The organism is Streptomyces sp. NPDC036764, from assembly GCF_055609385.1.
In genome coordinates this window covers 111,067-130,362 of sequence record NZ_JBVJPT010000005.1, presented here as the reverse complement: position 1 = coordinate 130,362, position 19,296 = coordinate 111,067, and the positions used below count along the sequence as shown (strand labels likewise).

General features: G+C 67.4%; 22 protein-coding genes and 1 tRNA gene. 19 read left to right on the top strand and 4 right to left on the bottom strand.

Going from position 1 to position 19,296, the window contains the following annotated elements; translation table 11 throughout:
* Window positions 1–377: 377 nt before the first annotated feature.
* Entirely contained in the window at window positions 378–1,202 is an 825-nt protein-coding gene (locus ACZ69Q_RS21305; RefSeq protein WP_471044025.1) for a DUF4231 domain-containing protein, read from the bottom strand.
* A 651-nt stretch (window positions 1,203–1,853) separates the two neighbouring features.
* Between ACZ69Q_RS21305 and ACZ69Q_RS21300 the strand changes: the two genes are divergently transcribed.
* Both ACZ69Q_RS21300 and ACZ69Q_RS21295 read left to right on the top strand, forming a co-directional pair.
* A complete protein-coding gene (locus ACZ69Q_RS21300) occupies window positions 1,854–2,300 on the top strand; it encodes a winged helix-turn-helix domain-containing protein (protein ID WP_471044022.1) in 447 nt (148 codons plus the stop codon).
* An 11-nt stretch (window positions 2,301–2,311) separates the two neighbouring features.
* Window positions 2,312–2,881 carry an HD domain-containing protein gene (locus ACZ69Q_RS21295; RefSeq protein ID WP_471044020.1) on the top strand — a complete coding sequence of 190 codons (570 nt, stop codon included), beginning with the start codon at window positions 2,312–2,314 and terminating at the stop codon, window positions 2,879–2,881.
* Here the strand turns inward: ACZ69Q_RS21295 and ACZ69Q_RS21290 are convergent.
* Complete coding sequence (locus ACZ69Q_RS21290) at window positions 2,869–3,342, bottom strand: NUDIX domain-containing protein (RefSeq protein ID WP_471044019.1); 474 nt, start codon at window positions 3,340–3,342, stop codon at window positions 2,869–2,871. The genes ACZ69Q_RS21295 and ACZ69Q_RS21290 overlap by 13 nt on opposite strands.
* Complete coding sequence (locus ACZ69Q_RS21285; protein ID WP_471044017.1) at window positions 3,342–4,109, bottom strand: helix-turn-helix domain-containing protein; 768 nt, start codon at window positions 4,107–4,109, stop codon at window positions 3,342–3,344. The genes ACZ69Q_RS21290 and ACZ69Q_RS21285 overlap by 1 nt, the downstream gene beginning before the upstream one ends.
* Window positions 4,110–4,450: 341 nt before the next feature.
* On the opposite strand from ACZ69Q_RS21285, the gene ACZ69Q_RS21280 reads away from it, so the two are divergent.
* The 17 genes from ACZ69Q_RS21280 to ACZ69Q_RS21200 all read left to right on the top strand — a co-directional run bounded on the left by ACZ69Q_RS21280 (window position 4,451) and on the right by ACZ69Q_RS21200 (window position 18,467).
* Window positions 4,451–4,831 carry a RapZ C-terminal domain-containing protein gene (locus ACZ69Q_RS21280; protein WP_471044015.1) on the top strand — a complete coding sequence of 127 codons (381 nt, stop codon included), beginning with the start codon at window positions 4,451–4,453 and terminating at the stop codon, window positions 4,829–4,831.
* 103 nt (window positions 4,832–4,934) lie between these two features.
* Window positions 4,935–5,135, top strand: coding sequence for a hypothetical protein (locus ACZ69Q_RS21275; RefSeq protein WP_471044012.1), 201 nt, complete (start codon window positions 4,935–4,937; stop codon window positions 5,133–5,135).
* Window positions 5,136–5,378: 243 nt separating this feature from the next.
* Window positions 5,379–5,678, top strand: a complete 300-nt coding sequence (locus tag ACZ69Q_RS21270; RefSeq protein ID WP_471044009.1) for a hypothetical protein — start codon at window positions 5,379–5,381, stop codon at window positions 5,676–5,678.
* Window positions 5,675–6,667 (top strand): DUF2637 domain-containing protein, encoded by a 993-nt coding sequence (locus ACZ69Q_RS21265; RefSeq protein ID WP_471044006.1) that lies wholly within the window; start codon window positions 5,675–5,677, stop codon window positions 6,665–6,667. Before ACZ69Q_RS21270 ends, ACZ69Q_RS21265 begins: the two co-directional genes overlap by 4 nt.
* The gene (locus tag ACZ69Q_RS21260) at window positions 6,664–7,314 is read left to right on the top strand and encodes a GGDEF domain-containing protein (protein WP_471044003.1); all 651 of its coding nucleotides are present in this window, start codon (window positions 6,664–6,666) and stop codon (window positions 7,312–7,314) included. The genes ACZ69Q_RS21265 and ACZ69Q_RS21260 overlap by 4 nt, the downstream gene beginning before the upstream one ends.
* The gene (locus ACZ69Q_RS21255) at window positions 7,314–7,697 is read left to right on the top strand and encodes an RRQRL motif-containing zinc-binding protein (RefSeq protein ID WP_471044001.1); all 384 of its coding nucleotides are present in this window, start codon (window positions 7,314–7,316) and stop codon (window positions 7,695–7,697) included. The genes ACZ69Q_RS21260 and ACZ69Q_RS21255 overlap by 1 nt, the downstream gene beginning before the upstream one ends.
* 81 nt (window positions 7,698–7,778) lie before the next feature.
* Complete coding sequence (locus tag ACZ69Q_RS21250) at window positions 7,779–10,034, top strand: P-loop NTPase family protein (RefSeq protein ID WP_471043998.1); 2,256 nt, start codon at window positions 7,779–7,781, stop codon at window positions 10,032–10,034.
* A gap of 140 nt (window positions 10,035–10,174) precedes the next feature.
* Window positions 10,175–10,426 (top strand): hypothetical protein, encoded by a 252-nt coding sequence (locus ACZ69Q_RS21245; protein WP_471043995.1) that lies wholly within the window; start codon window positions 10,175–10,177, stop codon window positions 10,424–10,426.
* A gap of 165 nt (window positions 10,427–10,591) precedes the next feature.
* Window positions 10,592–10,780 carry a hypothetical protein gene (locus ACZ69Q_RS21240; RefSeq protein WP_420077034.1) on the top strand — a complete coding sequence of 63 codons (189 nt, stop codon included), beginning with the start codon at window positions 10,592–10,594 and terminating at the stop codon, window positions 10,778–10,780.
* A gap of 11 nt (window positions 10,781–10,791) precedes the next feature.
* Entirely contained in the window at window positions 10,792–11,400 is a 609-nt protein-coding gene (locus ACZ69Q_RS21235) for a hypothetical protein (RefSeq protein ID WP_471043992.1), read from the top strand.
* A gap of 2 nt (window positions 11,401–11,402) precedes the next feature.
* Window positions 11,403–11,798 carry a hypothetical protein gene (locus ACZ69Q_RS21230; protein ID WP_471043990.1) on the top strand — a complete coding sequence of 132 codons (396 nt, stop codon included), beginning with the start codon at window positions 11,403–11,405 and terminating at the stop codon, window positions 11,796–11,798.
* Between the two features lie 90 nt (window positions 11,799–11,888).
* Window positions 11,889–12,788: a bifunctional DNA primase/polymerase gene (locus tag ACZ69Q_RS21225; RefSeq protein WP_471043988.1), complete on the top strand. Its 900-nt coding sequence runs from the start codon at window positions 11,889–11,891 to the stop codon at window positions 12,786–12,788.
* On the top strand, window positions 12,785–13,942 hold the full coding sequence (locus ACZ69Q_RS21220; RefSeq protein ID WP_471043985.1) for an AAA family ATPase: 1,158 nt from the start codon (window positions 12,785–12,787) through the stop codon (window positions 13,940–13,942). The genes ACZ69Q_RS21225 and ACZ69Q_RS21220 overlap by 4 nt, the downstream gene beginning before the upstream one ends.
* Window positions 13,939–14,133 (top strand): helix-turn-helix transcriptional regulator, encoded by a 195-nt coding sequence (locus tag ACZ69Q_RS21215; protein ID WP_471043982.1) that lies wholly within the window; start codon window positions 13,939–13,941, stop codon window positions 14,131–14,133. Before ACZ69Q_RS21220 ends, ACZ69Q_RS21215 begins: the two co-directional genes overlap by 4 nt.
* Window positions 14,130–15,593 (top strand): tyrosine-type recombinase/integrase, encoded by a 1,464-nt coding sequence (locus ACZ69Q_RS21210; RefSeq protein ID WP_471043980.1) that lies wholly within the window; start codon window positions 14,130–14,132, stop codon window positions 15,591–15,593. The genes ACZ69Q_RS21215 and ACZ69Q_RS21210 overlap by 4 nt, the downstream gene beginning before the upstream one ends.
* Window positions 15,594–15,808: 215 nt before the next feature.
* Window positions 15,809–16,312: a hypothetical protein gene (locus tag ACZ69Q_RS21205; protein WP_471043978.1), complete on the top strand. Its 504-nt coding sequence runs from the start codon at window positions 15,809–15,811 to the stop codon at window positions 16,310–16,312.
* Between the two features lie 187 nt (window positions 16,313–16,499).
* Window positions 16,500–18,467: a tetratricopeptide repeat protein gene (locus tag ACZ69Q_RS21200; RefSeq protein ID WP_471043975.1), complete on the top strand. Its 1,968-nt coding sequence runs from the start codon at window positions 16,500–16,502 to the stop codon at window positions 18,465–18,467.
* A 621-nt stretch (window positions 18,468–19,088) separates the two neighbouring features.
* On the opposite strand, the gene ACZ69Q_RS21195 is transcribed toward ACZ69Q_RS21200, so the two are convergent.
* Window positions 19,089–19,160 (bottom strand) — tRNA-Arg (locus ACZ69Q_RS21195).
* Window positions 19,161–19,296 lie beyond the last annotated feature (136 nt).

The following is a 19,296-nucleotide window of genomic DNA, read 5'->3' as shown; positions in this document are numbered from 1 at the left end:
AATCAGTCACCTCGATGCCGGCGCGGACCATGAAGTCGGCGGTTATTCCTAAGAGTTGGAACGGCGACTTTTCGTGGCGAGCGAGCCAGGACCTTCGGCGGCTTCGCTCTTCGTGTGAAAGGGTGTCCCAATCGTCGTAGTGAACCCCGGGGTTTGGGCTCTTCGGAAGCCCGCTCTGAGCCAAGACGTATTCGGCCTCTGCGGGATTCCGTCTCAAGCGCACGAGAATCCAGGCGGTTTGCACGTCTACGCCATCCCCCTGGCTGGCGGAGAGCCTGACTGCGCGCCATTGCGTGATGGGAGACAGAAGCCACCGTTTTGTGCTGCGCTGCATCGTGTCGAGTCCCCAATCGACTTGGCGCGTAATCTGCAAGTTGTCAGACCGTTCCATCGCGGCCCTCATGAGGCTGGTCGAGTTGCTGCTCCCTCTTGCGTTGCTCGACACGCAGCGACTCGACTTCCTTCGTCAACTTCGACAGGTTGTCGTTTTCGTCTCCCGTATAGGGCGGGATGCCTAGCTCAAATGCAGTGGCATGCTGTTCGATGGCGTCTGCCGTCTGTTGCAGATAGAAGCTCCGCTCGCGGTACTTGAAGTACCCTGTGAAACCAGCGGATACTCCGACCGCAAAACTCAGTCCGACTGTTACCCATTTGAGATATGAAGGAGTATCAGCCAAGCTTGCGGCGGTGGTTGTACCCAGCGAGCCGATAATGATGATGGATTGGAATGCGTTGTGAATCCTGCGGTAATGCTGGGCTTCTGTCCGGAGTTGATCGAGCTCTCGGGGGAGTGAGTCCTTGTACGTGAATTGACGCTGAGTTACGGGAACTCCAAGCTGAGATGCTTGAAGAAGTCTCCGCTCCTCTGCGATCTCCAGCTCCAATTGAAGCTTACGGAGTGACTTACGGTCCTGTGTTGCTCGGTCATGCTCCATGTAAGCAAGGACCCCGCATGCGATCGCGCACAAGACGGTCAGCGGTATGGCAATCCTGTTGACTTTGGCAAGGTCGACTGTGCGCCACGTGGATATGGTCGCAACATATATCGCCAGTGCAGCGAACAAAGCGGCAAAGCCCGTTCCGTACAGGCTCCGAAGCTGAATTTTCCTTGTTCGGATCTTCTCTTGCAGCTCTAGGATTGCGGTCGTGTGCGCCAGAAGTTGCTCTGTGGGGCCGCTCGCAGACTGAATAGGACGCGTCACGACCCAACCCCTCCCCGTGATCACGAACGCGACTGAGGGAATCGTACAAGTGGAGGTCGTTGATTGCATTAGCTGTTTCGGGGATATGTGTGACCCGCTTGTATTTGACCCAACGGGCGCCGTTGACATCTTGGATGTCCGGCGTAATTGGTTACGCTTGCCGCTTCATATCCGGTGGGAATCAGCCGTGATCAAGTCAGTGAATCGGGTACTGGTGATGTGCGTGATGCGCATGGTGCACCTCACCCGTTCTCACGTACAGAACCGAGGGTTGTATGGGCGGGTCGGCTTATGGAACGGAGGCTGATTCGTGCTTATCGCTATGGGCTGAATCGCGAGGGAGGGCACAGCTCGCTGCGCTTTGAAAGTGCAGAACTCAGACGTTCCCACCGGGCTGCTTGCTGGAAGTTCAGGAAGCTGAGGCCCTCTGGGGTGCAGCGTTCGGCAAGGCAGCACCCCGTGCTTGCCAAACTCCGGGCGGCTGTACCCGGACAGCCCGGACAGCATCACTACGAGCTGTCCGGTCTGTTTGTGCAGGTGAGAGGCGTAACCGGACAGCCGGACACGTGGGACACTGCTTGTCCGTCGATGCGCTGCGAGGGCCGGTGGCACTCTTGACAGCGGGCAATGGGTGGAATGAGAGGAGCCGAGGTGCCGGAGGCCAGTCCGCGCGGAACTTACCTGGTCATTGCGGAGACGTTGCGAAACGAGATCGAAGAGGGGCAGGGCCTCGATGCCCTGCCGTCAGAGGCTGAGTTCATGGAGGCGCACGGCGTCTCACGCAACACGATCCGCCGTGCTCTCAAGGTTCTCGAAGCCGACGGTCTTGTTGAGTCTGCTCCTGGGATCGGGTGGCGCGTCGCTCGGGGTGGCGACCGTCGGTCTCTCGCGGATCGGATGGCCGACGTGATCAGAGAGGACTGCCTCTCCGTGGGTGACACGTACCCGTCCGAAGCGAAGCTGTGCGAGCGGTTCGGCGCCTCGCGCACCGCTGTGCGCCGTGTCCTTGCCCAAATGGAGGGAAACGGCCTGCTCACCACGGTTCACGGCAAGGGGCGAACCGTACGCGCTCTCCCGACGCACACCGCCCGCCCGTAGCCTTGGCCGTCATGGGACTGACCGAGTGGGCGTACTCGCTCTCCGAATCGCTGCTGTCCGACCCGCTCCCGCGTCGGTGGGTGCACTCGCTAGGGGTCGCCAAGCGTGCTCGCTCCTTGGCGCCGATCATGGGTCATGATGCCGAGTTGCTGGAAGCCGCCGCAGTGCTGCATGACGTCGGGTACTCGCCAACCATCGCCGCTACAGGCTTCCATCCGCTGGATGGCGCGCGGTTCTTGCGAGACCAGGAAGGCGCGGATGAACGGGTCGTTCGGCTCGTGGCTCATCACTCGTGCGCCCTATTGGAAGCCGAGGAACGCGGGCTGAGGCAGGAGCTTGAGGGTGAGTTCGAGCTGGAGCGTCCGGACCTGGTTGACGCCCTGCTCTACTGCGACATGACGACGACGCCCGACGGGACGCAGACCACGCCGGCCGAGAGGCTAGACGAGATCGTGCAGCGGTACGGCCCGGACACGATCGTCGGGCGGTTCATTCAACGCGCGGCCCCCGAGATCCACGCGGCGGCCAAGCGTGTCGACGACCGGTTGGCGCGCGTCCCTGCCAAAAGTCAGCCGATGTAGGGCTCTCGCCGCGATTCGTCGAGACCGTGCCGGATACGGAGCATCATCGACGAGTGAATGTCCAGCCCCTCAAGGTCCGCTGGGTCAACCCAGCGGACCTCCTTTGACTCGCTGCTCGTACGCAGGGAGCCGCCGACGGGGTGGGCTCGGAAGCAGATGGAGAACTGTTGCCTGACCTCCCCGTCGTCATACGCCAGCACGTGTTCAGGGTCGGTGTAGAGCCCCACGATGCTATCTACCTCAACGTCGATGCCGGTCTCTTCCGCGACCTCACGGACGACGGTGTCACCGATGCGCTCGCCGATGTCGTGGCCACCGCCGGGCAGTGCCCACAGGTTGTTGTCCGTCTTGTGGATGAGCAGCAACCGCCCCGCGTCGTCTCGGACGACTGCGGTGACCGAGGGCACCACCGAGTTGGCATGAGGGGCATTCGGGTCGCGGAAGTAGTCGATACGGCTCATCAGGCAGTGCCTTCCCAATCGGCAGGTGAAGAGATCGGGCGGGCCGATTCCCAGACCTTCTCAACGCTCTCAGCGTAGGCGTCGAAGAGTTCACCGCCGGGCACACGTCGCAGGTGCAGCACCGGAGCCATGTAGGCGCCGACGCCGTAGAGGTGCCCGTTCGCCAGCATCTCGTCATCGGCCCGATAGATCGAGTTGTAGAGGGTCGTACCGTGCAGCCGGAACTCCACCCCGGGGAGGCCGAAGAGCGGGCCGTAGTTGATGAGGGCGTTCCGGATCTTGCCTGCCATCGCTGCGCCGATGCCTTCGTCCTCGCCCCGCACGGCCACGGCCGGCGACGTGGGCTCTCCCAGGATGAAGCGGACGGGCACTCCGTCGGCTGACTTCTCCTTCACGATCCGGTGGAACGTCGCGTCTTCCGTGAGCCAGAACCCGGAGTACACCAACAGGTCAAACTGACGGGTCGCCTTGGAGTACAGGTTCGTCCAGAGGGTTTGCATCACGACGGACCGGTGCGGGTAGAGCCTGACCAACTCCGCGTTGCCAGAGGCAGTGACCTCGGCTGATGTGCGTTCGTCCGGCCACAGGTACGACACTTCGCACTTCAAAAGCGAGGCGGTCGCGTACTGGAAGCGGCGATATGGCTTGCGCTCAGGCTCGTTGATCCATCGTTCGACCGTCTTGGCCGCGACCCCGAGCCGTTGGGCGACCTCATCGAGCGTCAGGCCCAAGTCCACTATCGCGCCGCGTAGTCGCTCGTTCGCCACGTCCAACCTCTGACTTCTTGGGACGACTTGGTTCGACTTCACGGTAGCCAAGAACGACCTGAGCCGGACATCTGCGAAGTCGATCGTCGTCGGCGCCGACGCCAGTCTGTAGGTACATCGAGCGCGAGGGCTCGCCGAACTCCAAACAGCCGAAGGGCTTGACGGGGCGAACTCCTCTTTGCAGGATAAGGAACACGTACTACATGTTCCTCAAGGGTGGACTCCGGGGATCCCGGGCTCCGTATCGCTTTGGCCGCACACGTGTCCGAACGGCGGGACTCCCCAGCAAGGTCGCCCGCCGCTGCGGTTCTCCCTGTTCCTTCGACCCCCGGAGAGTCCCTGTGGGTGCTGTTGAGATCGTCTCGTTTGGTTACCTGCACGACGCGCCGCCTGCTGCGCATCTGACCATCGATCTGCGTCATCACTTCCGCGACCCTCATGTGTCGCCGGAGCTGCGGTACATGACCGCGGACGATGAGCCGGTCCGTACGGCCGTGCTGAACACCCCCGGTGTCACAGCACTGGTGGAGGCCACCGCCATGACGGTCGCCGCGTTCGCCTCCGGCCCCAGCGCCGGGACAGTGACCGTCGCTGACGGATGCGCCGGCGGACGCCACCGCGCACCCACGTTCGCCCGCGCGCTCGCCGAACGGCTGACCGCCGCTGGGCACACAGTCAGCGTCCGCCACCGCGACCTCGATAAATCCGTCGTCCTGCGCTGAGCCGCTCCGTTTCACAGCCCCGATGGTCGCAAGGCCGGGTTCGACTCCCGGCCGGGGCACGGGAGGCCCGCACACGGCGGGCTTCACAACCTCGGGAGACCTGATGTTCCACAGCAAGCGCGATGTTGAGGCCGACGTCCAGCGCGGGCACCGCCTGATGGACTCCGTGGACAACGTGGCCCGCAGCGAGGCCGACTCGGGCGCGTCCAGGCCCAGCGAATTCGTCGGTGTCGTCACGAGCGGGCTGTTCGGTCAGGGTGAGAAGAACTATCCGCCCGCTGGCCACAGCTACCCGAGCAAGTGATCTGAACCGCCGCACCGATGGTTGCAAGGCCGGGTTCGACTCCCGGCCGGGGCACCCTCCTTGCCGATCACGTGGCGAGGAGCGCGGGGCCGCCACCTGGTCGGCCTCAGACGAACGACTGTCGCGGTTCGGACCTGCCAAGCCGACGACCTGATCAACACCTACATGCCCGGCGGCCGGACTCCCCAGCAAGGTCGCCCGCCGCCGGGCGTCTCCCTGGCTCATCCACTCAGGAGAACGTCCATGCGCACCTATGTCGGCCGTCAACAGGCCGTATCCGTCGACGACTTCATGGAACTCGCCCTTGGTACCCCGGTTGAGCTGTGGCTCGGGGTGGAGGGCGAGAGCGAGATGGAGCGCGCCGCCCGTCTGGATGCGGCGCGCGACATCCTCGCCGACCCGGAATACCGGAGCCTGCCGGACGATGTGGCCCGCATCGCCGCTGAGGTGATCGAGGCGCACGCTCCGGAGCTGTTCAACGTCGTCCCGCTGACGCGTCCGGCCCGACGTCGCCGGGCTTCCCGGAAGGGAGCGGCGGCATGACGACCGCAACCGAGACGGCGCGGCTGGCGGTTCCGCCGCTGACGCGCCCGGAGATGGGCCTTGCAGGATTGGGCGCGCTGGCCGCGGCGGGGGTCGGCGCCTTGGGGTTGATCGCCTCGTTCGACGCGGTCTCCTCTGCCGCGGCGCGGTGGGGTTTCGGTGGGCCGTGGATGCTGCCGGTCGGGATTGACGTGGCTATTCCGGTGTTCACCGTGGCCAACCTGCTGCTGATCCGGATGGACATGGCGTTGGCGTGGGTGCGGTTCGTGCCTTGGGCGCTGACGCTGGTCACGTGCGGGCTGAACGTCGCCGCTGGGCACTCGCTGTGGGCCAAGGTGGCGCACGGCACGATGCCGCTGCTGTGGGTGGTGTTCTCCGAGATCGGCGCGCACGTCTACGCCGTGCGGATCGGTGCCGCGACCGGTCGGCGGATGGAGAAGGTGCGGTTCTCCCGCTGGATGCTGGCCCCGATGTCGACGTTCGCCCTGTGGCGTCGGATGACGCTGTGGGAGATCACTTCCTACTCGGAGGCGTTGAAGCGGGAGCGTGGGCGGCAGTTGGCCCGTGCCCGGCTGCGGGAGCGGCACGGGCGGCGGTGGCGGTCGAAGACACCGCGCCCGGAACGCGTGCTGCTGAAGCTGGGTGAGCTTGCCCCGGCGAGCGAGGACGTCCCGCCCGTGCCGACGCAGGGGACGGAGGCGTCGAAGCCGGAGGCGCCCAAGGTGCCGCGCAAGCGCCCGGCCAGCAGCAAGGGCAAGGCCAAGCCTGCCAAGGCGCCGAGGACCCCGGCGGAACTGCTCGCTGAGGCGCGCCAGGCCACGGCCGAGTGGGCCGATGACGCGATCAACGCGGAAGCCATCCGGACCACGTTGCACTGCTCGGCTGCCAACTCTCGCGTGCTGCGTGACCTGTTGCTGAACGAGCGGGCCGAGGGGCGCCGTCTGCACTCCGTCGACGGCGACGAGGGGACCGAGGGGGCGGCGGCATGACCACCTGGCTGAGCATGCTGGCCGCGGCGGCACCGGTCGCATCCGGCTGGACCGCGCACACGCTGTGGCTGCGTCGGCGCCTGAACGTCGCCCGCCGCGACCCCCTGACCGGGTTACGGACCCGTGAGGCGTTCACCCGCCGCGCCACCGCGCTGCTGCGCGACCCGCGCGCGGTCGTGGTCCTCGCCGACGTGGACCGCTTCAAGCAGATCAACGACGCCTTCGGCCACGCGGCCGGAGACGCGCTACTGAAGGCGACCGCCGAACGGCTCGCCTGCCACGTCGGGCGGTCCGGGGTGGCGGGGCGGCTCGGGGGCGATGAGTTCGCCGCCGTCCTGATCGACGACCACGGCACCGCCGCGGACATGCTCGCTGTCCTGCATGCCGTGCTTGCCCGCCCGGTCGACGGCCAGGACCCGGCCGTACACACCACTGTCTCGCTCGGCTGGGTGCGCTGCTCCGACTTCCCCGGCGACGACCTGTCTGCTCTGCTGCGGCGGGCTGATGAGGCGATGTACGCGGCCAAGCAGGCCCGCGCCGGAACCCGCCGTGCGGGGCTGGGTCGGCTGTTCGCCACCGTTACCGGACGACGCGCCGGACGCACCGGGGCCCGCACCGATGCCCGGGTCGTGGGGGTGGCTGCCTGATGCCCGCCTGCGGCAAGTGCTTTGACCCGTCCGGCGTCCGGTTCGGTATCCCCACCTTCCCGTGGCAGTTCGCGCCGGACGGCTACGCCACCCGCCGCCAGCTCCGCACCCGTGGCTTACGGCCGGGCGGACAGCCCGTCGCCGCGCAGGTCATGCGCCACCACCGTGGCCGCAAGGCCGGGGTGCAGGTCGCTTACCTCTATCGCGTTGACCGCGCGAAGCCGGTGCGGCCGATGACCTCTCGTAAGTGGGGTGCGCTCGCTCTGGCGATGCTCGCCCGCTGCACGTGCCCCAAGTGCCGGGTGATCTACAGCTACTGCCTCCCGACGTCGCTCGGGATGTGCATCCTCTGCGCCTACCCCGAGGAACAGCGCGCTGCCTGAATCGCTCAGCACGGGGCCCGGTCTCAACCGACCAAAGCAGCGGCCGGGCCCCGCCATCCCTCCCGAGAGAAGGAACCCTCAGTGAAACACCCCGACGACGACAACGAACTCTTCAACCGGCTCGAAGCCGAGATGACGGCCGACGAAATCCATGTCGTCGACAGCGGCCGCGATCTCGATGCGTTCCGTGACTTGGACTCCCATGTGGTCGACCTCAACAAGGCCCGGTCGGCCCGCACCGAGTCGGCCGACCACAAGCCGACCGAGTCGGCCGACCCGAGCGAGGGGGAGTCGGACGACTCCGGCCCGAGCCTGGTCGACCGCCGCGTGCCGACGCAGTCGGGCCCCGGTCTGATCGACCGCATCCGTGACTCCAAGCGCCTGGACGTCCTCCCGGCATGGGTGAAGTCCGGCCCGGAGTTCGCCGACGCGATGCGCTGGCTGGCCGGGCACGTCTGGCACACCATCGCCTTCCACGCGGTCCGCGTGCCGTTCCTGTACGTGCCCAAGCTGATCTGGCGCTCGCCGCGCGGCCTGGCCAACACCCTCGGACGGGTCGGCCGTTGGGCTGTCGACGCTGAGGGCGAGCCGCTGCGGCAGGCCGAGGCGCGCCGCGAGAACTCCGAGCTGTACCTGAAGCTCTCGCGTCAGCGTGACCGGCGGGTGCGGCTGCGGATGCTCCTGACCGTCCTCGGGGCGCTGTTCACCCTGGGCATGGTCCTGTTCCTGGTCTTCGGGGCGGAGTCGCTGACGCAGGTCATCGCCGCCATTGTGGCTGTGTTCGGGTTCGGGCTGGCCGGTGCGCCGGCGGATGCTCCGCTGGCCACTCGCGCGGTCATCAAGACCGAGGTGCAGAAGCTGACCAGCGACATCGTGGTCAAGGCCATGGCGTCCATCGGCATCGGCCAGATCGCATCCGCGGTGGCGAAGGGCCAGGACGGCATCCGGTTCGTCGCCCCGATCACCCGCGAGGGTCCGGGCTGGCGCGCGGACATCGACCTGCCCTTGGGCGTCACCGTGGCAGATGTGGCCGACCGGCGCGCCCGACTCGCCTCCGGCCTGCGCCGCCCGCTGGGCTGCGTGTGGCCGGACGCCGACCCCAACGAGCACGAGGGACGGCTCATCCTGTGGGTGGGCGACCGGGACCTGTCCAAGACCGGCATCGTCAAGTGGCAGCTCGCCACCGCGAGCAAGCACGACGTCTTCAAGCGCATCCCGTTCGGCATCGACCCGCGCGGCCGGGCCCAGTCGGTGCCGATGATCCAGCACAACATCCTGGTCGGCTCGCTGCCCGGCCAGGGCAAGACCGCCTCCGTGCGGGTGCTGGCCTGCGGCGCCGCCCTGGACCCGTCCGTGGAACTGTGGCTGCACGAGAACAAGGGCACCGGTGACCTGGACTCCCTCGAATGCGTCAGCCACCGGTTCGTCTCCGGCATCGACGACGACTCGATCAAGTACGCGGCCGACTCCCTCAAGCTCCTGCGTGCGGAGGTCATGCGCCGCGCAGCTGCAATCAAGAAGCTGCCGCGGGACCTGTGCCCGGACAAGCGCATCACCCGCACCATTGCCGACAAGCGCTCGCTGAAGCTGTGGCCGCTCGTGGGTGTATTTGATGAGTGCCAGAACCTGTTCGCCCACTCCAAGTACGGCAAACAGGCTGGTGAGGACGCTGAGTTCATCATCAAGCTCGGTCGCGCCCTCGGGGTCATTCTGGTGCTGGCCACGCAGCGCCCGGACAAGGACTCACTGCCCACCGGGATCAGCGGCAACGTCTCCATCCGCTTCGCCCTCAAGGTCGCGGGCCAGATCGAGAACGACATGATCCTGGGCACCTCCGCCTACAAGAACGGGGTGCGCGCCACCTCGTTCCGCCCGGAGATCGACGCCGGTAACGGCTACCTTGCCGGCGCCACCGCGCTGCCGGTCGTGGTGCGCACCGCCTACCTGGACGACAACGCCACCCACGCCATCGCCCAGCGCGCGCTCGCGCTGCGCAAGGCCGAGGGCACCCTGTCCGGCATCGCCCTCGGAGACGAGAGCGAGACTCCGGCCGGGCCGTCGTACGACCTGCTTGCCGACGTCGCCGCCATCGTGCCGCCGTCGGAGGAGCGGGTGTGGAACGAGCGGATCGCCGCCCGGCTTGCCGAGCTGCGGCCGGAGGTCTACGGCGGCTGGAAGGGCGAGAACGTCACCAGCGCACTCAAGCCGCACGGCATCAAGACCCGCGACGTGGCCGGGACCACCGACGACGGAACCCGCACCACCCGCCGCGGTATCGCCCGCGCCGACCTCACGAAGACGATTGCGGAGCGTGACGAAACGCGGGGCGCCGCCTAGCCCCGAGGGGCCGCTACCGGTAGCAGGCTGACCTGCTACCGGTAGCACCCCCGCTAGCACCCCATGTAGCACCTGATCTGCGATCTAGTGCATAGCACCCCACCTGCGGAAACCCCGGAAAACGTCTGGAAGGGCCCCTCATGACCCCCATCGTGCTTGCTATCGCCTGCCTGTTCGTCGTCACGCTCGGTTACAGCGCTCTATGTGCTGGCAGCCCGTTCGGCACCTGCCGCAAGTGCAACGGCTTCGGCTTCGCCATGGACACCGACCGCAAGGGGCGGCCCAGGCGCGGCAAGAGCTGCCGCCGCTGCAAGGCCACCGGCAAGCGCATACGCGCCGGGCGCTGGCTCTTCAACCGCGCCCAGCGGATCTACCGCGAAGGCACCCACTGACGGCGGATGCAAGACGGCCGACGGTGCCCGTCATGAGACGTGCCCCGCTCCGAGCAGGAGCTAGGCGGGCGCAACCGTCGGCCAGCCAACGGAGCTTGCCAGCACCCCGAAGCCAGCCGCATCCAACCAACCCTCCCAACCCACCGTCAAAGGAGATTCCCGCCCGTGGCCGTCACCGTCTCGCTCGTGGCCCTGTTCGGACTCGTCCTGTTCTTCCTGCTGCGCTCCAAGTCCCTCGGCTACGGCGCCGCGTTCACCGCCGCCGGGTTCGGCTTCTTCCTCGCCTCCACCGGCGCAGCAGGCCCCATCAACCAGCTCGCCGTCGCCGTCATCGACGCCATCCAGCAACTGTGAGGAGCCCTGCCATGAACCAACAGATCGTCGCCCGGCACTGGCTCGCCATCGTCGCGCCCAAGGCCGCCCCCGTGCTGGCCACGTCCACCGTGCTGATCCTGGCCCGCATCTGGAACGCCAACGGCGCCGAACACTCCGTCGGCAACGCCGTGCTCATGACCGCGCTGTCCCTCGCCGCCGCGGCGGCCGGCGCTTGTGCCTCGCTCGGTCACTCCGGTGACGGTGTACTTGCCGGTACCGCGTTCGCCGCCTCTGGTGGACTCGCCCTCGCGGGCGTCGCCGGCTACGCCGAGGGATGGTCTCTGCCGCTGCTGCTGTGGGCGCTGGCCACCGCCATCGCCTACGGGCTCGCCGCACGGTACTGGCGCACCGAGCGCCGCGAGCACGTTGCTCACGAGCGGCAGACCAGCGCGCGCCGCGAGGAACACGCCCACATCGAGCGCGTGGAGGCCCTGCGCGCCGGGGCGCAGATTGAGGTGGCCCGTACCGGTGCCGCCTACGCCGAACAGCTCGCACAGGCCCTCGTCACTCGCGCCGCTCTGCCCGGCTTCGACCCCACTGCCCTGGAACGCGCAGGCCTGCCTGCGCTCCCGTCCCTCGACATGAATAAGGAGCACTGACCATGGCCCACCACACCACGGACCCGGCGGACCACCCGCGCAAGGCGGCTGAAGCAGTCCGATCCTTCAACCACGCCACCCTGTTCGGCCGCGACGGACGCCCCGGACTGAAGTACCCGATCACCGCGTACCACGCCATCGGCGCCTTCGAGGCTCTGGCCGAGCGGCTGCCGCAGTCCTTCGACCAGACCGGCATGGCGCTGGCCGACCTGCTCAAGGCCGGATACCTCGCCGCTGACTATGGCACCCCCACCGAGCACGTCGCCGCGACCTGGGACGCCCTACGCGAGGCCGAGCGCCACGCCACCGCCCTCGCGGCGGCCCTGGCCCGTGCCCACAGCGCGTCCAGCCCGCTCGGCTACTCCGGCCCGATCGACGACGCCGACGACGACCTGTAGCAACGCCGCGGCGGCGGGACTCCCCAGCAAGGTCGCCCGCCGCCGCGGTTCTCCCTGCCCATCCGTAGACAGAACAGGAGCACATCCAGCATGCCGCACCCGGACGGCTCTGCCCAGCTCAGCTTTGCGCTTGACGCAGCGTCGCGTGACTGGCGCGTCTTCCCCCTCATCCCCGGTGACAAGCGCCCGGCCATCTCCGACTGGGAGACCCGCGCCACCACCGACCCGGACCGCATCACCCGCGCATGGTCCGTCGCCGCCTTCAACGTCGGCATCGCCACCGGCCCGTCCGGCCTGGTCGTCATCGACCTGGACAAGCCCAAGCACCCCGGCGACACCCCGCCAGCTGCGTGGGCCGAGCACGGGGTCACCGACGGAGCCGACGTCCTCGCCGTGCTCTGCAAGCGCCACGGCCAGCCCTTCCCTGCCGACACGTTCACGGTGCGCACTTGGAGTGGCGGCACTCACCTGTGCTTCGCCGCGCCCGAGGGTGAGCCACTGCGCAACACCGCGGGGGACAGCGCTCGCGGGCTCGGCTGGAAGGTCGACACCCGCGCGTGGGGCGGACTCGTGGTCGGTGCGGGCAGCACCTTCGCCGGACACCCGTACGAGGTCATCCGCAACGCCCCTGTGACACCCCTGCCGGACTGGCTCGCCGAACTCCTTCGCCCGGCCCCGCTGCCCCCGCAAACCCCCATCACGGTCGCCCTCACGGGCCACGGACGGCGTGCCGCCTTCATCCGGTCCGCCGTCAACGGGGAAGTGGAGCGGGTCACCGGCTCCGGCCCGCACGAGCACAACAACGCGCTCTACATTGCCGCCGTCGCTCTGGGACAGCTCGTGGCCGGAGGCGAGTTGAGCGAAGCCGACGTCACCGGCTGGCTCCTCACCGCGGCGCTCCAAGTCGGCCAGGGCGAGCGCGAGGCACAGCGCACCATCGCCTCCGGACTGCGGGCCGGAGCACGGCGCCCCCGGACGGTCGCAGCATGAGCGCCAACCCCATCCCGCCCCTGCACCTGTACTCCGTCCCCAGCGACCCCCAAACCCCCACCTTGCCGCCGCCGAAGCGGGAACGCCCGCGGACCGCGTGGACGGCCGACCAGCTCATGGCCGCGGACTTCCCCGAGCCGAAATGGGCCGTGCCCGGCATCCTCGCAGAGGGCGTGAGCCTGCTCGCCGGACCGCCCAAGGTCGGCAAGTCCTGGCTCTCCCTCGGACTCGCCCTCGCGGTAGCCGCCGGAGGCCAGGCCTTCGACTCCGTCCCCGTCGACGGCGGACCGGTCCTCTACCTCGCCCTGGAAGACACCCCGCGCCGTCTCCAGACCCGCATGGGCAAACTCCTGGGAGGGCAGCAGGCGCCCGCCGGGCTCACCCTCGTGACCGAGTGCCCGCCCTTCCCCCAAGGCGGAAGCGAGGCCATCGCGCAGTGGTTGGACCGTAACCCGGACGCGCGCATGGTCGTCATCGACGTGTTCGCCAAGATGCGCGGCCAAGCACCTCAGGGGGTGTCCGCGTATGACGCGGATTACGTCTCCGTCGGCTACGCGAAGCGCCTCGCGGACCACTACGGCATCGCCGTGGTCCTGGTCCACCATGTCCGCAAGGCAGGCTCGGACGACTTCCTGACGGAGGTCTCCGGGACCAACGGCATCGCCGGAGCCGCGGACGCCACGCTCGTACTGAAGCGGGCCCGCGGGCAGGCGGACGGCATCCTGCACGTCACCGGCCGCGATGTCGACGAAGCCGAGTACGCGCTCAGCTTCCAACCTGCCTCCGGCGCCTGGCACTTGCTGGACGGTCCCGTCACCGACCACACCGTCGGAGATACCCGAGCCGCGATCCTCCGGTACGTCCGCGCATACCCCGGCGCGAAGCCGAAGGATATGGCGAGCGAGCTGCCGCACGTCGACATGGACACGATCCGGCGTACCTGCAACCGCATGGCCGATGCCGGACAGCTCACCAAGGACGCCGGCGGCCGGTATTACCCGGATACCGAGACCCGGACACAGGGCACCCAAGAGGTGTCCGCACTGTCCGACTGTCCGGTTACCCCATCTGACCAGCACGAACAACCCGGACAGTCGGAATTGGAGCTGTCCGGGCTGTCCGGGTCGACCGAAGCCGAAGGGACGGCGGTATGAGCGCCCGCGCGCTGGACGAGAAGTTGACCGTCGCGGAGATCCTCACCGATCTGAAGGTGGCTTCGTCGACGTTCTACCGGTGGCGCCAACTCGGGAAGGCCCCTCGCTCGATCAAGCTTCCCAACGGTGACGTACGAATCCGCAGGTCCGAATACGAGCGGTGGCTTGCGGAGCGGGAGGACGCCGCGTGAGCACGACCGATGACGCCTCGCCTCTCCGTCCGCACGGGGAGGCGAGGCAGGGGTACTCCCTTGACGTCCGGCTGTGGAAGGTCACGAAGGTCGACCGCAAGGCACGCCCGTATCAACTCCGGTGGGTCGTAGGCGGGAAGGTGAGCAGCGCGACGTTCGCCACGTCGGCACTCGCCGAAAGCCGACGCTCGGAGTTGCGGCAGGCCATGCGCCGGGGCGAAGCGTTCGAGGTCGCAAGCGGACAGCCTGAGTCCGAAGTCCGCGCGGCGGAAGAGGCGGCGGCAACGGCGGCTGAGGCCAAGCCGTCGTTGCGGTGGTTCGAGTTCTGCCGGAAGTACGTCGCCGGGCGGTGGCGCATGAGCGCCGCCAAGACCCGTGAGGGCATAGCGGATGGGCTGGCCGCCGTGTCGCTCGCCATGGTGAAGCGAGGCGAGAACACCCCTGAGGACAAGTACCTGCGCCTGGCGTTCCGGTGGGCGATCGTCCCTGCGAACGCGGGACAGGAGCCGCCGGCCGAGCTGAAGCCTGCTTATGAGTGGCTCACGAAGGAAGACCGGCCGGTTGTCGACCTGGTCGACCCTGAGGTGTTCGAGGACGTGCTGTACCGCCTGAGCTATCGACTGGATGGCACTCCGGCGGCGGGGGAGACGCACAAGCGGCGGCGCCGGGTCCTGAACACGGCCCTCGAACACGCGGTAGCCGCGAAGGAACTCCCGGAGAATCCTCTCCAGGGGGCACACAAGAAGCGCGTGGGTTCCGGTGGGGTGGTGGACCGACGCGTCCTGGTGAACGCCGTACAGGGGCGCCAGTTGCTCACCGCGGTCTCCTACGTCGGTTCGTGGGACCGTAACCGTGGGCGGCGTTTGGCAGCCTTCTTTGCGGTCCAGTACTACGCGGGGCTCAGGCCCGCTGAAGCGGTCGGGTTGAGGCTCTCTGACTGCCACCTCCCGGACGCGGGGTGGGGCACGCTGACGCTGCGGGAGACGCGTCCCGTCTCCGGCAAGCAGTGGACGGATTCAGGGGAGCGGCACGACCGCCGGGGCCTAAAGGGACGGGAGGCGGACACGGACCGTCCGGTCCCTATCCCGCCCGTCCTAGTCGCGATCCTGCGAACCCACCTGAAGGAGTTCGGGACCGCCAAGGAAGGGCGGGTATTCGGTAACGAGCGTGGGGGAGTCGTCGGTTCCTCAACGTACTGGCGGGTGTGGGAGGAAGCACGGGAATACGCGATGCCACCCGAGCGGGTCAACTCCCCGCTGGCCGGGCGCCCGTATGACCTGCGGCACGCATGCATCACGCGGTGGCTGAACGCGGGGGTGCCGATCGCTGAGGTGGCCCGGCGCGTCGGCAACTCCCCGGAGGTAATTCATCGGCGATACCACGGCTGCATTGACGGACATGAGGAAGCCGCCAATGCAAAGATCGCGAAGGCGCTAGAGGAAGAGGGTGACGCCGTATAGCGAATGATTCCTCCTTGTTGTCCCCGAATGATCTTTGGCGTGGTGTATGTGTACAGGTGAAGCTGCCCGGCTTGGTCTGCGGCTACGTGTACGGCACAGGACGCTTTGCAGGATCGGGAGATGTGGGCTTCGCTAGATGTGAAGGCTGATGAACGTCTCTGCCTGTTCGATGTGGCACAGCGGGAGATGGCCCTTCTGCGGAGAGTGGTGATCGCATGCTGGTCGAGACATTCATGGCGTTGGCGCTGGCTGGCGGCACGGCAGTGGTGCAGGCTGCAGGGACCGATGCGTGGAACGGCGTGCGGAGCCGGGTGGGGGAGCTTTTCGCGCGCGGCGACGCCGCGCGGGCGGATGCTGAGCGCGAGCGCCTGGACCGCACTGCCGCGGTCCTCAGCAGTGCGAATGACATTGGCGCCGAGCGTCTGCGGCAGGAAGGCGTGTGGCGGGGGAGGTTCGAGGCTCTGTTCGAGAGCCTCGATGGGCCCGGGCAGGAATGGGCGACTGAGCAACTGCGGGAGATGCTTTCGTTCGTCGCCGCTTCGACCGGTGATGTGGCCATCAACACCGGGAAGGCCGCCGCTCGCGAGGGCGGCAGTGCAGTCACCGGTGTCAAACGCAAGGGCGACGGCCGGACCGGCCCTGCGGCGGCGGTACACACGGGGGACGCCGAAGCCGAGGGGAGTGGTTCCAGCGCCGTCAGCGGCATCGTCAACGAGTGACCGCCCGGCATCACCTCAGCTGATGGCCGCGTGCTAGGGAGCGGGCATGGTCAGATGGCCGTGGGGCAACCGTGACTCAGGCAAGGGCCTCGCCGCGCCTGCGGAGGGAGGCAGTGACCATTTCCCACGGTGGGCTGCCCGCGACACCCATTCGGCTGCGGCACCTGGCGCCCGGGGGGCTGAGCAGGTGGTGATCCAGAGCGGGAACGCAACGGCTACCCACGGCGCGATCGCGGTCACCGGCATCTACAACCCCACCGTGCACCTCCCACCCGAGGCAATACGACCTCCTGCCGAGGTGGAAGCCCCTTCGGGCCTGGACAATCTGCCTCGCCGACTGGGGCACTTCATCGGCCGCTCCCGCGACCTCGACCGTCTCGACGCTGCCCCGCGCACCTCGGGTACGGCACTGGTGCAGGTGCTGCACGGGCTGGGTGGCGTCGGGAAGAGCACCCTGGCCGCCCACTGGGCCGCGACCCGCCCCCACGGCTGTGCACCAGTGCGCTGGATCACGGCGGACAGCCCAGCCGGCGTTCAGCAGGGCCTGACCAGTCTTGCTACCGCCCTGCAGCCCGCCCTGGCCAACGTTCTTCCGGCCGAAGCTCTCGCTGAGTGGGGGTTGCAGTGGCTGGCCAGTCACACCAACTGGCTGCTCATCCTCGACAACGTCAACGATCCCGCCGACATCGCCGCCGTCATCGCCCGAGCCCCCAGCGGTCGCTTCCTGATCACCAGCCGACTCGCCACCGCCTGGAGCGACGCCACCACACAGGTACGCCTCGACGTCATGGATGGGGCCGACTCCCTCGACCTGCTCACCCGCATCACGGTCGCAGCTGGCCCACGCGATCTGGACGGGGCGGCTGAACTGTGCGCTGAACTGGGCCACCTGCCCCTAGCGATCGAACAGGTGGCCGCCTATCTTGCCCAGAACTCACTGGTCACCCCCCGTGGCTACCTCCACCTACTTGCCCAGCACTGGGTAGCGATGTATGGCCACAGCGGGGCGACCACCCCAGCCCAGCGCACCATCGGTCGGATCTGGGACATCACTCTGGACCAGATCGCCACGGTCCAGCCCGCGGCAGCCGACCTCCTGCGCACGATGGCCTGGTACGCCCCCGAAAGCATCCCTGCCGCACTAGCGGACGGCTTCACTGACGGGCCCGCGCTGAACCAGGCAGTCGGCCTGCTCATTACCTACAACATGATCACCGCCGACACCGGTACCAGCACTCTGGCCATCCACCGACTTGTGCAGGCTGTGGCCCGCACTCCAGACCCCGAGGACCCCCATCGCACGCGCAACCACATCGACCACGCCCGTGAACAGGCGACAAGCAACCTGTGCAACGCTCTACCTTCGCCCCTGGACGACCCCGTTACCTGGCCCACCTGGCGATCTCTGCTTCCCCACGTTGGGGCCCTCGCCGACCACGCCGCCTCAGACACCGACACCAACAGCACGGCCCTCCTCCTCAGCGAGGCCGGTCTCTTCCTGGCCAATCAAGGCTTGCCCGCCCGCGGGATCGTGTACCTCCAACGTGCCCTCTCCGCCTACGAGCGCCTCCTGGGTGAAGACCACCCCGACACCCTGAACACCCGCAACCGTCTCGCCTTGGCCTACCAGGATGCGGGGAACCTGGCCGATGCCACCGCCCTGTTCGAGCAGACCCTGGCAGATCGGTTGCGGGTGCTGGGTGAAGACCACCCCGACACCCTGACCTCCCGCAACAATCTCGCCGTCGCATATCACCGGGCGGGGGACTTGGACCGCGCCATCCCCATGTACGAGCGCACCCTCAGGGAGTGTGAGTTGCTGCTGGGTGAAGACCACTACGACACCCTGAACTCCCGCAGCAACCTTGCCGAGGCTTACCGGGATGCGGGGGACCTGGACCGCGCCATCCCCATGCACGAGCGCACCCTCAGGGAGTGTGAGTTGCTGCTGGGTGAAGACCACCCCGACACCCTGAGCACCCGAAAAATCCTAGCCGTGACCTACCAGAGTGCGGGGGACCTGGACCGCGCCATCCCCCTGTTCGAGCAAACCCTGACAGACTGCGAGCGGGTGTTGGGCAGCGATCACCCACTCACTCGGACTGTTCGAGAGAATCTCAGTTACGTCATGGCCAAACGCGACGGCCACAACTGACAATCGTGACCTCGTTCAGGCCGAGCAAGGACACCCCAAGAATCGTCCCTGAACTGTGGACATTGGGAGGCTTGCACGGGCTCCCTGAGGGAGCGTCCGGCTAGGTTGGGAAACTCGGCCCATGGCGCGTTAAGTGCCGCCCTGCGAACCCGAAAAGCATCCTATGGGAGACGTCAAACTCCTCATATCACTCAGGGGGCATTTCCCCCATGATCAGCTTTACCCAAGACAAGCTCAGGGCTGCATCCATATTCGTCAGTTGATCAACTGTCTCCATCAAGGTGATCATGCGTTGCTCATGGGCCCAACGGCGGTGCTCGGCAAGCTCTTGGCCCCGTCACGCGAGCGTAGGTAGCTTCAAGGCGCCGATCAGTCCGAAGCCTCAGGCGGCTAGGGCCGCCGACCCCTCGTTCATCGCATCGTCCTCATCGCGGCTGGTGCGGCTCTATGCCGCGCCGTACGGCTGACGAGTGCGTCGGAGGCGTCTATGCGTGTATCGCAGATGGTGCGAGAACAGTGAGAGATAACGAGAGAGGGCGGGAGTCAGTGAGACTGACTCCCGCCCTCTTCTGTCGGCATCCGCGCTGGTCAGGTACGAAAGTTCGTAGGTGACTAGGCGAGTGCCCCCGGCAGGATTCGAACCTGCGCACACGGCTCCGGAGGCCGTTGCTCTATCCCCTGAGCTACGGGGGCGTGTCGGGCGCCTTGCTTGGCGGCGACGGGTAGAACCCTACCAGCTTCGGTGGGGTGTTCATGAACGGGTTTCCGGGGCCGTGGCACCGGGTGCGACCTGGGATGGCTCGCCCGCAGGGGGGTGGAAGTCGGGAAA

What these genes read in the sequence shown, in the direction of transcription:
- ACZ69Q_RS21220 (WP_471043985.1), top strand. Translation starts at nt 12,785, where the DNA reads ATGAGCGCCAACCCCATCCCGCCCCTGCACCTGTACTCCGTCCCCAGC.
- ACZ69Q_RS21270 (WP_471044009.1), top strand. Translation starts at nt 5,379, where the DNA reads ATGCGCACCTATGTCGGCCGTCAACAGGCCGTATCCGTCGACGACTTC.
- ACZ69Q_RS21235 (WP_471043992.1), top strand. Translation starts at nt 10,792, where the DNA reads ATGAACCAACAGATCGTCGCCCGGCACTGGCTCGCCATCGTCGCGCCC.
- ACZ69Q_RS21225 (WP_471043988.1), top strand. Translation starts at nt 11,889, where the DNA reads ATGCCGCACCCGGACGGCTCTGCCCAGCTCAGCTTTGCGCTTGACGCA.
- ACZ69Q_RS21290 (WP_471044019.1), bottom strand. Translation starts at nt 3,342, where the DNA reads ATGAGCCGTATCGACTACTTCCGCGACCCGAATGCCCCTCATGCCAAC.
- ACZ69Q_RS21255 (WP_471044001.1), top strand. Translation starts at nt 7,314, where the DNA reads ATGCCCGCCTGCGGCAAGTGCTTTGACCCGTCCGGCGTCCGGTTCGGT.
- ACZ69Q_RS21260 (WP_471044003.1), top strand. Translation starts at nt 6,664, where the DNA reads ATGACCACCTGGCTGAGCATGCTGGCCGCGGCGGCACCGGTCGCATCC.
- ACZ69Q_RS21265 (WP_471044006.1), top strand. Translation starts at nt 5,675, where the DNA reads ATGACGACCGCAACCGAGACGGCGCGGCTGGCGGTTCCGCCGCTGACG.
- ACZ69Q_RS21230 (WP_471043990.1), top strand. Translation starts at nt 11,403, where the DNA reads ATGGCCCACCACACCACGGACCCGGCGGACCACCCGCGCAAGGCGGCT.
- ACZ69Q_RS21215 (WP_471043982.1), top strand. Translation starts at nt 13,939, where the DNA reads ATGAGCGCCCGCGCGCTGGACGAGAAGTTGACCGTCGCGGAGATCCTC.
- ACZ69Q_RS21295 (WP_471044020.1), top strand. Translation starts at nt 2,312, where the DNA reads ATGGGACTGACCGAGTGGGCGTACTCGCTCTCCGAATCGCTGCTGTCC.
- ACZ69Q_RS21205 (WP_471043978.1), top strand. Translation starts at nt 15,809, where the DNA reads ATGCTGGTCGAGACATTCATGGCGTTGGCGCTGGCTGGCGGCACGGCA.
- ACZ69Q_RS21245 (WP_471043995.1), top strand. Translation starts at nt 10,175, where the DNA reads ATGACCCCCATCGTGCTTGCTATCGCCTGCCTGTTCGTCGTCACGCTC.
- ACZ69Q_RS21275 (WP_471044012.1), top strand. Translation starts at nt 4,935, where the DNA reads ATGTTCCACAGCAAGCGCGATGTTGAGGCCGACGTCCAGCGCGGGCAC.